The following is a 12673-nucleotide window of genomic DNA, read 5'->3' on the forward strand; positions in this document are numbered from 1 at the left end:
GCCTTCGGGCCGACCCGAGCGGGGTCTGGTGCGTGCGGCTGCAAGGCGGAGGAGGGCGTCGACGCGATGGGGGTCCCCCCGCGCGAGCGCAGCCGAGCGTGGGGGAGTCGGCAACCGACGACAACGCGGCTGGGGGTCCCCCCTGCTCGCAGAGCTTGGGGGAGGGCGTGCCAGGGCCCGCGACCCCGGCAAGATCCGGAAGACAGGTCCTAAGCGCGCTCGCCGTCCAGTTCCTTCGCGGCCTCGGTCAGGTCCTTGACCGTGTCGATGGCCCGCCAGTACGCGCCCTGGGGCAGCGGGAACCCGGCGAGCTTCCGCTCACGGGCGAGGCGCGGGAAGGTGGCGCGCTCGTGGTCGCCGCGGTCGGGCAGCAGGTCGCGGAACTCGGGGGAGAAGACGTACACACCGGCGTTGATCTCGACGGTGGAGGGCGGGGCCTCGATGAAGTCGGTGATGTGCCCGAAGCCGTCCGTGCGCACGGCGCCCCAGGGGATGCGCGGCCGGGCCAGCGCGAGGGTGGCCACCGCGTCCCGCTCGGTGTGGAAGTCGGCCATGTCCCGCAGGGAGAAGCGGGTCCAGATGTCGCCGTTGGTGGCGTACCAGGGCCGGTCGGGGCGGGGGAGGTGCGCGGCGGCGTACTTCAGGCCGCCGCCGCGGCCGAGCGGCTCGGTCTCCACGACCGTGGTGACGGACAGCGGCAGATCGGCCGTGGCGAGCCACTTCTGCAGGACCTCGGCGAGATGGCCGCAGGAGACCACCACGTCCGTGACGCCCTCTTCGGCCAGCCATTCCAGCTGGTGGCCGATGATCGGGGTGCCCGTGCCGGGGATCTCGACCATCGGCTTGGGCCGGTCGTCCGTGTAGGGGCGCAGCCGGGAGCCCTGGCCGCCGGCCAGGACGACGGCTTGGGTGGGGCGCGCGGCGACGTTCGGATGGGTCATGCCCCGAACTGTACGTGTCGCCCCGGCCGGCGCCAGGGCCACGACAGGCCGCTCCCGCGGCCCCCGTTCCCCATGGCACGGCCGGCGGTGTGCGGGGCGGCCGCCTGCGGCCGACCCCGGCCCGCTCAGCTGTGTGCGGCCAGCACACCCGTGGCGAAGGAGGTGTCGCACACCGGGCGGGCGTAGGACTGGGCGCGGGAGGCGCCGTAGAGGCGGACCGCGGCCTTGCCCAGGGTGCGGGCGATCGAGGTGCAGTGCTCGGCGAGCGCCGGGTGCCCGTTGACCGCCTGCTGGAGGTGGGTGAGGACCACGCCGGGGTTCTTGTCCTGAAGCTCGGTCAGCAGCCGTTCGCGCAGGACCTCCTGGGGCGCGGCCTTCTTGGCGGTGACCGTGCGGGCGGTGCCGGCCTTCACGGGAGCCTGGGCGACGTCCGAAGCGGTGAGCACCGAGCCTTCGGAGTCCCCGGTCCAGTTGACCCGCGTGACCGCGAGGGTGCCGGAGAGCACCAGGACGACGGGCAGGACGAGGGCGAGAGTGCGGCCGACCCGGCGGGCGGGGCCGCCCCGGTGGCTGCGTCGCGTCTGAGGGGTGGTGGAGTGCGTCACGCGAGTGAGGGTAGCGCCCGGTGATGATTTGGCGACATTTAGTCACCCTCACGGGGGATGAAGTCGTGCTTCTTTCTGGGTAAGGGGTTGACGCCGGGCGCCCGAATCGACCCCTGTGCCGGGATATCCGCCGAACCGCGCCCCGAACGGCGGGAGGGGGCCCGCGGGCCCCCTCCCCGAACGCTTCCGTGCTCCCCGGTCAGTCGGAGAGGCGCTCACCCGTGGACGTCGAGAACACGTGGATCTCGCCCGGCCGCGGCACGACGTGCAGCGTGGAGCCCTTCTCCGGCACCTGACGCCCGTTCACCCGGACGACGAGGTCCCGCACCTCACCGCCGACCTCGACGGCGCCGTAGACGTAGCCGTCGGCGCCCAGCTCCTCGACGACGTTCACCGAGACGGCGAGGCCGGCCGGGGCGTCGGCGCTGTCCTTGGTCAGCGTGGTGGCCGCGGCGCCGCCGCCCAGCTCGACCACGTCGAAGTGCTCGGGGCGGACGCCGACCGTGACGGTGGTGTCGCCCTTGTCGGCGGCGGCCGAGAGCGCGTCCCGGCTCACCGGCACCACGCTGTTGCCGAACTTCACGCCGCCGTCGGTGATCGGCACCTCGACCAGGTTCATGGCGGGGGAGCCGATGAAGCCGGCGACGAAGAGGTTCGCGGGGCGGTCGTACATGTTGCGCGGGGTGTCGACCTGCTGGAGCAGACCGTCCTTGAGCACGGCCACCCGGTCGCCCATGGTCATGGCCTCGACCTGGTCGTGGGTGACGTAGACGGTGGTGATGCCGAGGCGCCGCTGCAGGGAGGCGATCTGCGTGCGGGTGGAGACGCGGAGCTTGGCGTCCAGGTTGGACAGCGGCTCGTCCATGAGGAAGACCTGCGGCTCGCGGACGATCGCGCGGCCCATGGCGACACGCTGGCGCTGACCGCCGGAGAGCGCCTTCGGCTTGCGGTCCAGGTACTCGGTGAGGTCGAGGATCTTGGCGGCCTCCTCGACCTTCGCCCGGATCTCCGCCTTGTTGACGCCCGCGATCTTCAGGGCGAAGCCCATGTTGTCCGCGACCGTCATGTGCGGGTAGAGGGCGTAGTTCTGGAACACCATGGCGATGTCCCGGTCCTTGGGCGGCAGGTGGGTGACGTCGCGGTCGCCGATGCGGATGGCGCCGCCGTTGACGTCCTCCAGCCCCGCGAGCATGCGGAGCGAGGTGGACTTGCCGCAGCCGGACGGGCCGACCAGGACGAGGAACTCGCCGTCCTCGATCGCGATCTCCAGCGCGTCGACGGCGGGCTTGGTCGAGCCGGGGTAGATCCGGGTCGCCTTGTCGAACGTGACAGTGGCCATGGTGAGTGGGCCCCCTTCTACCGGCAGGAACGTGCCGGACGATCCGTTGTAGGAAGGTGGTTCGTCGGTTCACCCAGGTGAACTGGCAGGACCGTACCCGTCCCCGACCTGCCCTGTCAGTACCTGGACGCCCCCGAATTTCCCCCACCGCCCCACACCCCCGCATGGGTACACTGCACACACGGGCCCACCGGCCCCCGCCTCCTTAGCTCAGTCCGGCCAGAGCAACGCACTTGTAATGCGTAGGTCGTCGGTTCGAATCCGACAGGGGGCTCCGTCGAAGCCCAGTCCGGACCCTGTCCGAGCTGGGCTTTCGCGTGTTTGCACAACCCCGAGGGGCCGGTGGGAGTCTCACTTCGACGACGTGCGGGTCCTGGTCGTCGTGTGTGCCGTGGGAGGGGGCTCTGTGCCTACGTGGGGATCGAAGTTCTCCGGCATCGCCGTCGTGGTCGTGCTGCTCGCCGGCTGTGGGTCCGGCGGCACGACGGAGCCGGCGCCGACGCTGCCGCCCGCTCCGCGGAGCGAGCTGGTGGACGTGTTCGAGAAGCTCCCGCCGGGCGGCCTCATGCTCATCGACTATCTCGACCTGCGCACGGTCCGGCCACTGATGGCCCGGGACAAGGGGTTGTACGCCTTCCCGCCGTACTACTACATCCATGACATGTACGACTTCCGGTACCCGTCGGAGAGCGGGGACGAGTTGCTGGAGATCAAGCCGACGGCCAGGGAGACGTACGGGTACGACGCGACGGATGTGGACACCGCGGTCTCGTACGAGAGCGACGGGAACTACCTCACGGGCCGCTTCGACAGGAAGGCGATCGCCGCCTCCTCCAGCAGGGGAGCAGGGCTGGAACCGCTCACGGACAGCGTCATCTATCGCGGGATGAGTCCGCCCGAGGGCAGGAGCCTGGCCGACGACCCGTCGTACGTCGCCGTGGCCAACTGCCTCGGCGACGTCTTCACGGCGAACTTCGACCGCAGATACGCGCGCAACAGCAGAGCGCTGCTGGCGGCCGTCGGCACCCGGACGGGCGCCGACGGCAAGCCGGTGTCGAAGCTGTGCGCCCTGAGCGGCTCGCGCGAGGACGCCGACGAACTGGCCCGGATGCTGCGTGCGTTCACCGCGAAGGGCAGGTTGTTCGAGGGCTCGACCGTCGCGGTCGAGGAACGGGCCAAGCCGATGGTCGTGATGAGCTGGAAGAACCAGGCGCGGCTCGGACTCCGGGTCGGCCAGCACCCGCTGCTCGGCTACGGCAAATGGAGCGACGCCCGGAGCCAGCCCGAGGTCACCCTGACGGACGATCCGGAGTGCGCCGCGTCTCCCCGCCACCCTTGGTGTCACCGGTGAGACGTCGGCCTCCGCGTGCTGCTTCACCTGGCCGAAGGTGGTGACGTGTTCGGCGCCGGCGTTCGCCATGCGGGCCACCGACGGGGTTTTGACCAGGCCGTTCGAGTAGCGAGGCCCTGAAGCCGGACATGACGAAGGCCGCCCGCACCGGCGAGGTGCGGGCGGCCTTCGAGGATGCTCAGGCCGGCGTCAGCAACGACGTCAGGGCCTCGCGGAGGACCGCGTCCGGGTCCGCTGCCGCGCTGGTGGCGCGCCAGGCCACGAAGCCGTCGGGGCGGATGAGGACCGCGCCGTCCGCCGTGGTGCCGTGGGCCTCGGCCCAGTCGGTGCCCTCGGTGTCGTAGGAGAGGTCGGCGTCCGGGCCGGGGCCCACGCGGAAGGCGTCCAGGGCGATGCCGTCCTCGGCGGCGACCCGGCGGGCCGCCGCGTACCAGCCGGCGTCGTCGGGGGCGTCGGTGAGCAGGACCATCGAGCGCTCGTACAGGTCGAGCGTGGACAGGCGCAGGCCGCCCCGGCGCACCCACAGGTGCGGGGCGCGGCTGCCGGGGCGGCCGTCCAGGGCGAGGCCGTCGGGGACGACCGGGGCCTCGGGGTCGGCTCCGGCCACGGCGCCGGCCGGGTAGCGGTAGCCGAGGACGACGTTGAGGATGCCGCCGCGCTTGGCGCCGCCGACCCCGGGGGCGGGCGCGAAGCCGGGGTGGCTGTGCTCGACGGAGCGGGCCGAGGCGCGGGCGCTGGTGGCGGCCGCGACCGGGCGGCGCTCGGCGCCGTAGGTCTCCAGCAGGCCGGGACCGGCCCAGCCGGACAGGACGGCGGAGAGCTTCCAGGCGAGGTTGTGCGCGTCCTGGATGCCCGTGTTGGAGCCGAAGGCACCGGTGGGGGACATCTCGTGGGCGGAGTCGCCGGCGAGGAAGACCCGGCCCGAGGAGTAGAGGTCGGCGACGCGTTCGGCGGCACGCCAGGAGGCCATACCGGTGATCTTCACGTCCAGTTGGTCCACCCCGACCGCCCGGCGGATGTGGTCGCGCAGCCGCTCCTCGGTGAAGTCGTCCAGGGTCTCGCCGCGCTCGGGGTGCCAGGGGGCGTGGAAGACCCAGTTCTCCTTGTTGTCCACCGGCAGCAGCGCGCCGTCCGCGTCCGGGTGGGTGAGGTAGCAGCAGATGAAGCGGCGGTCGCCGACCACGTCCGCCAGCGCGCTGGAGCGGAAGGTCACGCTGACGTTGGCGAAGAGGTCGCCGGGCCCGCTCTGGCCGATGCCGAGAGCACGCCGTACGGGGCTGCGGGGGCCGTCGGCGGCGACGAGGTAGTCGGCGCGGACGGTGTAGCGCTCCTCGGTGTCCCGGTCGAGGACGGTGGCCGTCACTCCGTCGGCGTCCTGCTCGAAGGACTCCATCTGGTGGAAGTACCTGAGGTCGCCGCCGAGTTCGCGGGCGCTGTCCACGAGGACGGGTTCGAGGTCGTTCTGGCTGCACAGGCACCAGGCGGTGGGGCTGAACCGGGCCAGGCCGCCGCCGGGGTCGATGTTCCGGAACAGCCATTCCCCGGCGTCACCCACGAGAGTGGGCGCCTGGAGGATGCCGTGGTTGTCCGCGAGGAGCGAGGCGGCCGCCCGGATGTCCGGCTCGACCCCGGCGACCCGGAACAGCTCCATGGTGCGGACGTTGTTGCCGCGTCCGCGCGGGTGGTGCGAGGTCCCGGAGTGCCGCTCGACGAGCATGTGCCGCACACCGAGACGGCCCAGGAACACGGACATGGACAGGCCCACCAGTGAGCCGCCCACGATGAGGACGGGGACCCGGTGGTCGGCTTTCTGATGCATCGAAGCCTCCAGTGGCAGGGGGTGGGCGCGTGGGGCGCCCGTGACTCTTCACTTCCCGGTGGCGGCGGCTCCGCGTGCCCAATCACCCACGTGGTTCACAGGAGTCGCGGGCTCGTGGGGACCGGCACAGGATCAAGGAACGCTGCCGGACCCGATCGACGGCCGGCACCGGTGCTGCCCCGCGAAGGAGATGTGTGCAGGATGACCACCACGTCTGAACGTCCCTCAGAAACGGCGACACGCGAAGTGTCCAAGCGTGTCTCCCAGTCCGTGTTCGACGGCTCCCCGCTGCGGGTCGTCCTTCTGGTCGAGGTGTACGACGGCGCTCAGCAGCAGTTCCTGGAGGCGTACGAGCAGCTCTGCGCCCAGGTCGCGCAGGTTCCCGGTCACGTCAGCGACCAGCTCTGCCAGTCCATCGAGAACCCCTCGCAGTGGCTGATCACCAGCGAGTGGGAGAGCGCCCCGCCGTTCCTCACCTGGGTGAACAGCGAGGAGCACGTGCACATGGTGGAGCCGCTGCACTCCTGCGTCCGCGACACCCGCTCGCTGCGCTTCCACATCGTCCGCGAGACGGGGGGCCCCGCGGTCCCCGCCGAGTCGGCCCCCGGCCGCCGTCTCCAGGCGCACCCGCGCATCGGCGACGGAGTCATCCGGCACGCGCTCACCTTCACGGTGAAGCCGGGCACCGAGGAGAAGGTCGCGGCGATCCTCGCGGACTACGCCTCGCCGAAGGCCCGCGTCGACGACACCACGCAGCTCGTGCGGACCTCGCTGTTCATGCAGGGCAACCGGGTGGTGCGGGCCATCGAGGTGCGCGGCGACCTGCTGGCGGCGCTGCGGCACGTGGCCCGGCAGCCCGAGGTGCGGGCGGTCGAGGAGGCCATCAACCCCTACCTGGAGCAGGACCGGGACCTGGACGACCAGGAGTCGGCCCGCATGTTCTTCACCCGTGCGGCGCTCCCCGCGGTGCACCACGTGGTCGCCGACGACCAGGCGGAGGGCAACCGTCTCGCGCTGTACTACCCGGCGCGCGCCGGCCAGGGCATGCGGCTGGCCGAGCTGATCTCGCAGCACGACCAGACGGCGGCCGAGGACCCGGCCAGCGAGGTGCTGCGCAGCACGGTGTTCCAGCGCGACGACGTGGTGGTGCGCCTGGTGGACGTGCGCGGCCGGAGCGCCGAGGCGCTTCCCGAGGACGCGCGTGCGGCCGCCGAGGTCCGCGGGCTCCTCGACGCCGAGGCGGTCCGGATGGACCTGGTCACCGACCGCCGCGCCTCGGACGCCTGACCAGGTGCCCGCACACCACCCCGCGACCGCCGACGCGGCACATCCGGACGCGGCACATCCAGACGCGGCCCATCCAACGGAGGAATCTGTGACCAAGAACCGTCCCAAGATCGTGGACCTGAAGGACACCGAGCACAACACCCGGCGCGGCGGTGACCTGCGCGCCATGCTGACCCCGGCGACCGTCGGCTCGACCAGCGGCTTCATGGGCGTGGCCATCGTGCAGCCCGGCGACCGCATCGGCGAGCACTACCACCCGTACTCCGAGGAGTTCGTGTACGTGATCTGCGGCCGGCTGGAGGTGGACCTCGACGGCGAGGCGCACCACCTCAAGCCGGAGCAGGGGCTGCTGATCCCCGCCCACATGCGGCACCGGTTCCGCAACGTGGGGGACGAGGAGGCGCGCATCGTCTTCCACCTGGGTCCGCTGGCGCCGCGTCCGGAGCTGGGGCACGTGGACACCGAGGAGACGGACGTCATCGGGGCCGCCGCGGTGATGACGGAGGCCGGAGGTGCCGTCGCCGCCGGCCGGGACCAGGTGCGCTCATGACCCGGCGGGTGGCGGTCACGGGCATAGGCATCGTGGCTCCGGGCGGGATCGGTGCGCCCGCGTTCTGGGACCTGCTGTCCAACGGCCGGACCGCGACGCGCGGCATCACCTTCTTCGACCCCTCGGGGCTGCGTTCCCGGATCGCCGCCGAGTGCGACTTCGACCCGGCGGCCTACGGTCTGGACGCCGAGCAGGTGGCGCGCTCGGACCGGTACATCCAGTTCGCGCTGGTGGCCGGCGACGAGGCGGTGCACGACTCGGGTCTCGACCTGGCGGCCGAGGACCCGTGGCGGATAGCCGTGTCGGTCGGCACCGCGGTCGGCGGCACCACGCGGCTGGAGAACGACTATGTGCTGGTCAGCCATGGTGGCCAGCGCTGGGATGTGGACCACACCCAGGCCCGGCCCGAACTGCACCGGGCGTTCTCGCCCAGCACGGTCGCCTCGTCGGTGGCCGAGCGGTTCGGCGCGCGGGGCCCGGTGCAGACGGTCTCCACGGGCTGCACCTCGGGCCTGGACGCCGTCGGGTACGCCTTCCACACCGTGCAGGAGGGCCGGGCGGACATATGCCTGGCCGGCGCCTCCGACTCGCCGATCTCGCCGATCACGATGGCGTGCTTCGACGCGATCAAGGCGACGTCCCCGAACAACGACGACCCGGCGCACGCCTCCCGCCCCTTCGACAACGACCGTGACGGGTTCGTCATGGGCGAGGGCGGAGCGGTGCTGGTGCTGGAGGAGCTGGAACACGCGCGGGCCCGCGGTGCGCACGTGTACTGCGAGCTCAGCGGGTACGCCACGTTCGGCAACGCGTACCACATGACCGGTCTGACCCCCGAGGGCCTGGAGATGGCCCGCGCGATCGAGACGGCCATGGACCAGGCCCGGATCGACCCGACCGCGATCGACTACGTCAACGCGCACGGTTCCGGCACCCGGCAGAACGACCGCCACGAGACGGCCGCGGTGAAGCGGGCGCTCGGGCAGCACGCCTACGACACCCCGATGAGCTCCATCAAGTCGATGGTGGGGCACTCCCTCGGGGCGATCGGGGCCATCGAGGTGGTGGCGTGTGTGCTGGCGCTCGCCAGACAGGCCGTACCGCCGACCGCGAACTACGAGACCCCCGACCCCGAGTGCGACCTGGACTACGTCCCGCGCGAGGCACGGGAGCGGAAGCTGAACGGCGTGCTCTCCGTGGGCAGCGGGTTCGGCGGTTTCCAGTCCGCGGTGATCCTGACCCGGCCGAGGGAGTGAGGACACGATGAGCGCAACGGACGAACGGCGCGCGGCCGTCACCGGTATCGGGGTGGTCGCGCCGAACGGCATCAGTACCGAGACCTTCTGGAAGTCCACCCAGGAGGGCGTCAGCGTCCTGGACCGGGTGACCCGTGAGGGCTGCGAGGACCTGCCGCTGAAGGTCGCGGGCGAGGTCCGCGCCTTCGACCCGGCGGTGGTCGAGGAACGCTTCCTGGTGCAGACCGACCGGTTCACGCACTTCGCCATGGCGGCGGCGGACCTCGCCCTGGAGGACGCCCGGCTGGGGCAGGCCGACACGTCGGCCGACCCCTTCTCCATCGGGGTGGTCACGGCCTCCGGCTCCGGCGGCGGCGAGTTCGGCCAGCGCGAGCTCCAGCAGCTGTGGGGCAAGGGCAGCCGGTTCGTCGGCCCGTACCAGTCCATCGCCTGGTTCTACGCGGCCAGCACCGGCCAGATCTCCATCCGGCGCGGCCTCAAGGGGCCCTGCTCGGTGGTCGCCTCCGACGAGGCGGGCGGTCTGGACGCCCTCGCGCACGCCGCCCGCGCGGTGCGCCGGGGCACCGATGTGATGGTGGCCGGCTCCACCGAGGCGCCGCTCGCGCCGTACTCGGTGGTCTGCCAGCTCGGGTACGGGGAGCTGAGCGGTCAGAGCGACCCGGCGCGCGCCTACCGTCCCTTCACCGAGGAGGCGTGCGGGTTCGTGCCCGCCGAGGGCGGCGCGATGCTCGTGATCGAGGCGGAGCGGTCCGCGCGGGAGCGCGGGGCCGAGGTCCGGGCGTACGTCGCGGGACACGCGGCGACGTTCACCGGGGCCTCCCGCTGGGAGGAGTCCCGCGAGGGGCTGGCGCAGGCCATCCGGGCGGCGCTGGCCGAGGCCGGCTGCGCGCCGGAGGAGGTCGACATGGTCTTCGCCGACGCCCTCGGGGTGCCGGAGGCGGACCGTGCCGAGGCGCTGGCGCTGGCGGACGCGCTCGGTGCGCACGGCCGCCGGGTGCCGGTGACGGCGCCGAAGACCGGCATCGGCCGCGGCTACTGCGCGGCACCGGTACTGGACGTGTCGGCGGCGGTGCTGGCGATGGAGCACGGCCTGATCCCGCCGACGCCCAACGTGGCGGGCAGCTGCCACGACATCGACCTCGTGACCGGGAGCGCCCGGGTGGCCGAGCCGCGCACGGCGCTGGTCCTCAGCCGGGGCCTCATGGGGTCGAACTCGGCGCTCGTGCTCCGGCACGGCGCCCGGTAGGCGAACAGCAAAGGAGAGAACGGCATGAACGCGCAGATCACCGAAGAAGAACTGGCCGCCCTCATGAAGAAGGCGGCGGGCATCACCGTCGCCCCCGAGGTGCTGCGGGAGCAGCCCGGCACCCCCTTCGAGACGCTCGGTCTCGACTCGCTCGGCCTGCTGGGCATCGTCGGCGAACTGGAGAACCGGCACGGCACCCCGATGCCCCCGGACGCCGAGCGCTGCAAGACCCCGCAAGCCTTCCTCGACCTCGTCAACAGCGCACTGATGGCAGGAGCCTGACATGGCCGGACACACCCGGAACGAGATCACGATCGCCGCTCCGCTCGACCTGGTCTGGGACATGACCAACGACCTGGAGAACTGGCCGCAGCTGTTCAGCGAGTACGCGTCCGTCGAGGTCATCAAGCGTGAGGGCCGCAAGACGACGTTCCGGCTGACCATGCACCCGGACGACAACGGCACCGTGTGGAGCTGGGTCTCCGAGCGCGAGCCGGACCGCGAGAACCTCACCGTCCGCGCCCGCCGGGTGGAGACGGGCCCCTTCGCCCACATGGACATCCACTGGGCCTACGAGGAGGTCCCGGCCGGCACCCGCATGGTGTGGACGCAGGACTTCGCCATGAAGCCCGAGGCGCCGGTCGACGACGAGTGGATGACCGACAACATCAACCGCAACTCCAAGGTCCAGATGGCCCTCATCCGGGACAAGATCCAGAAGTCCGCCGGGGACCGCCCCGCCCCGGCCCTGGCCGACTGAGCGCCGAGCGGCCCGAGAGGCCAGAGAGGAAACCCCCCATGCACCAGGGACTGATCGTGGCCCGGATGGCACCGGGCTCGGCCCAGGACATCGCCAAGATCTTCGCGGAGTCGGACCGGGGCGAGCTGCCGCACCTCGTCGGGGTGCGCCGCCGCAGCCTGTTCCAGTTCGGCGACGTGTACATGCACCTCGTCGAGTCGGACACCGACCCGGCCCCGGCCATCGCCAAGGTGGCGGGCCACCCGGAGTTCCGCGGGATCAGCGAGCGCCTGTCGGCGTACGTCAGCGCGTACGACCCGGAGACCTGGCGCTCCCCGAAGGACGCGATGGCCGAGCGCTTCTACGTGTGGGAGCGCGACTGACCGTCCGACTCCCCCCGACAGGACCACCGGCCGCCGGGCCCGCAGCGTCGCGGGCCCGGCGGCCGGTTCCCGGGTGCCTGTGGGTGCCTGTCTCCGGTCAGCCGGCGACGTGGCACTCGAAGGCGTGCAGGTACGGGTTGACCGGACGGATGTCGTCCACGACCAGGCCCGCCGAGGTCAGCCGGCCCACCATGGACTCGGTGGTGTGCTTGGCGCCGCCCACGTTGAGCAGGAGCAGCAGGTCCATCGCGGTGCTGAAGCGCATCGAGGGGGTGTCGTCGACGAGGTTCTCGATGACGATGACGCGGGTGCCGGGGCCGCCCGCGGCGGCGACGTTGCCGAGCAGCCGGGCGGTGCTCTCGTCGTCCCACTCCAGGATGTTCTTGATGACGTAGACGTCGGCCTTGACCGGGACCGAGGCGCGCACGTCGCCGGGCACGATCTCGGCGCGGCCGGCGAGGTCGCCGGTACGCAGGCGGGGCAGGGCGTTCTCCACCACGCGGGGCAGGTCCAGCAGGCTGCCGCGCATCGTCGGGTACTTGTCCAGCAGGCAGGCCACCACGTGGCCCTGGCCGCCGCCGCAGTCCGCCACCGAGGAGGCGCCGGACAGGTCGAGCAGGGCGGCGACCTCGCGGGCCGACTGCTCGCTGGAGCGGGTCATGGCCTGGTTGAAGACGTCCGCGGACTCGGGGGCGTCCTCGTTGAGGTAGGTGAAGAACTCCTTGCCGTAGAGGGACTCCACGACGTTGTCCCCGGTGCGCACGGCCTCGTCCAGCCGGGGCCAGGCGTCCCAGGTCCACGGCTCGGTGCACCACAGGGCGATGGCGCGCAGGCTGTTGGGGTCGTCCTCGCGCAGCAGGCGGGACATGTCGGTGTGCGCGAAGGTGCCGTCCGGGCGCTCGGCGAAGACGCCGTAGCAGGACAGGGCGCGCAGCAGCCGGCGCAGCGGCTTGGGCTCGGTCTTCACCGAGGCCGCCAGGTCCTCCACGGGCTTGGGGTCGTCACCGAGGGCGTCGGCGACGCCGAGCCGGGCGGCGGCCCGGACGGCGGCGGCGCAGGCCGCGCCGAACACCAGCTCGCGCAGGCGCATGGGAGGTGGTGGGGCTGTCTCAGCGGTGGTCATCTGCCGCCCTTTCTCGTTCTTCGGCCTTCTTCGG

The 12673-nt window shown here is 72.0% G+C and carries 13 protein-coding genes and 1 tRNA gene; 9 read left to right on the forward strand and 5 right to left on the reverse strand.

Annotated elements, in window-relative coordinates; genetic code table 11:
• Positions 1–209: 209 nt before the first annotated feature.
• From ABZ898_RS22205 to ugpC, 3 genes are all read right to left on the reverse strand, one after another.
• Entirely contained in the window at positions 210–941 is a 732-nt protein-coding gene (locus ABZ898_RS22205) for a nucleotidyltransferase family protein (RefSeq protein ID WP_361661486.1), read from the reverse strand.
• Positions 942–1066: 125 nt separating this feature from the next.
• Positions 1067–1546: a hypothetical protein gene (locus tag ABZ898_RS22210; protein ID WP_361661489.1), complete on the reverse strand. Its 480-nt coding sequence runs from the start codon at positions 1544–1546 to the stop codon at positions 1067–1069.
• Positions 1547–1745: 199 nt separating this feature from the next.
• Positions 1746–2885 (reverse strand): sn-glycerol-3-phosphate ABC transporter ATP-binding protein UgpC, encoded by a 1140-nt coding sequence (gene ugpC, locus ABZ898_RS22215; protein ID WP_361661492.1) that lies wholly within the window; start codon positions 2883–2885, stop codon positions 1746–1748.
• Between the two features lie 199 nt (positions 2886–3084).
• Between ugpC and ABZ898_RS22220 the strand changes: the two genes are divergently transcribed.
• Both ABZ898_RS22220 and ABZ898_RS22225 read left to right on the forward strand, forming a co-directional pair.
• Positions 3085–3159 (forward strand) — tRNA-Thr (locus tag ABZ898_RS22220).
• 132 nt (positions 3160–3291) lie between these two features.
• Positions 3292–4236 carry a hypothetical protein gene (locus ABZ898_RS22225; RefSeq protein WP_361661495.1) on the forward strand — a complete coding sequence of 315 codons (945 nt, stop codon included), beginning with the start codon at positions 3292–3294 and terminating at the stop codon, positions 4234–4236.
• A gap of 178 nt (positions 4237–4414) precedes the next feature.
• Here ABZ898_RS22225 and ABZ898_RS22230 read toward each other — a convergent pair whose 3' ends face one another.
• Positions 4415–6055, reverse strand: a complete 1641-nt coding sequence (locus ABZ898_RS22230) for an FAD-dependent monooxygenase (RefSeq protein WP_361661497.1) — start codon at positions 6053–6055, stop codon at positions 4415–4417.
• Positions 6056–6256: 201 nt separating this feature from the next.
• Here ABZ898_RS22230 and ABZ898_RS22235 point away from each other — a divergent pair, with 201 nt between their 5' ends.
• The 7 genes from ABZ898_RS22235 (at position 6257) to ABZ898_RS22265 (ending at position 11516) form a co-directional block, all read left to right on the forward strand.
• Entirely contained in the window at positions 6257–7342 is a 1086-nt protein-coding gene (locus tag ABZ898_RS22235) for a SchA/CurD-like domain-containing protein (protein ID WP_361661500.1), read from the forward strand.
• Between the two features lie 88 nt (positions 7343–7430).
• Positions 7431–7892 carry a cupin domain-containing protein gene (locus ABZ898_RS22240; protein WP_361661503.1) on the forward strand — a complete coding sequence of 154 codons (462 nt, stop codon included), beginning with the start codon at positions 7431–7433 and terminating at the stop codon, positions 7890–7892.
• Positions 7889–9148, forward strand: coding sequence for a beta-ketoacyl-[acyl-carrier-protein] synthase family protein (locus tag ABZ898_RS22245; protein WP_361661506.1), 1260 nt, complete (start codon positions 7889–7891; stop codon positions 9146–9148). Before ABZ898_RS22240 ends, ABZ898_RS22245 begins: the two co-directional genes overlap by 4 nt.
• A 7-nt stretch (positions 9149–9155) precedes the next feature.
• Positions 9156–10394 carry a beta-ketoacyl synthase N-terminal-like domain-containing protein gene (locus tag ABZ898_RS22250; protein ID WP_361661509.1) on the forward strand — a complete coding sequence of 413 codons (1239 nt, stop codon included), beginning with the start codon at positions 9156–9158 and terminating at the stop codon, positions 10392–10394.
• A 24-nt stretch (positions 10395–10418) separates the two neighbouring features.
• Positions 10419–10676 carry a phosphopantetheine-binding protein gene (locus ABZ898_RS22255; protein ID WP_361661512.1) on the forward strand — a complete coding sequence of 86 codons (258 nt, stop codon included), beginning with the start codon at positions 10419–10421 and terminating at the stop codon, positions 10674–10676.
• A 1-nt stretch (position 10677) separates the two neighbouring features.
• Positions 10678–11154, forward strand: a complete 477-nt coding sequence (locus tag ABZ898_RS22260) for an SRPBCC family protein (RefSeq protein WP_361661515.1) — start codon at positions 10678–10680, stop codon at positions 11152–11154.
• 38 nt (positions 11155–11192) lie between these two features.
• The gene (locus tag ABZ898_RS22265) at positions 11193–11516 is read left to right on the forward strand and encodes a TcmI family type II polyketide cyclase (RefSeq protein ID WP_217461386.1); all 324 of its coding nucleotides are present in this window, start codon (positions 11193–11195) and stop codon (positions 11514–11516) included.
• Between the two features lie 97 nt (positions 11517–11613).
• Here the strand turns inward: ABZ898_RS22265 and ABZ898_RS22270 are convergent, their stop codons facing one another.
• Positions 11614–12639, reverse strand: coding sequence for a methyltransferase (locus ABZ898_RS22270; RefSeq protein ID WP_361661518.1), 1026 nt, complete (start codon positions 12637–12639; stop codon positions 11614–11616).
• Positions 12640–12673: the final 34 nt, after the last annotated feature.

It is taken from the genome of Streptomyces sp. NPDC046860 (assembly GCF_040645115.1).
Classification (GTDB): domain Bacteria; phylum Actinomycetota; class Actinomycetes; order Streptomycetales; family Streptomycetaceae; genus Streptomyces.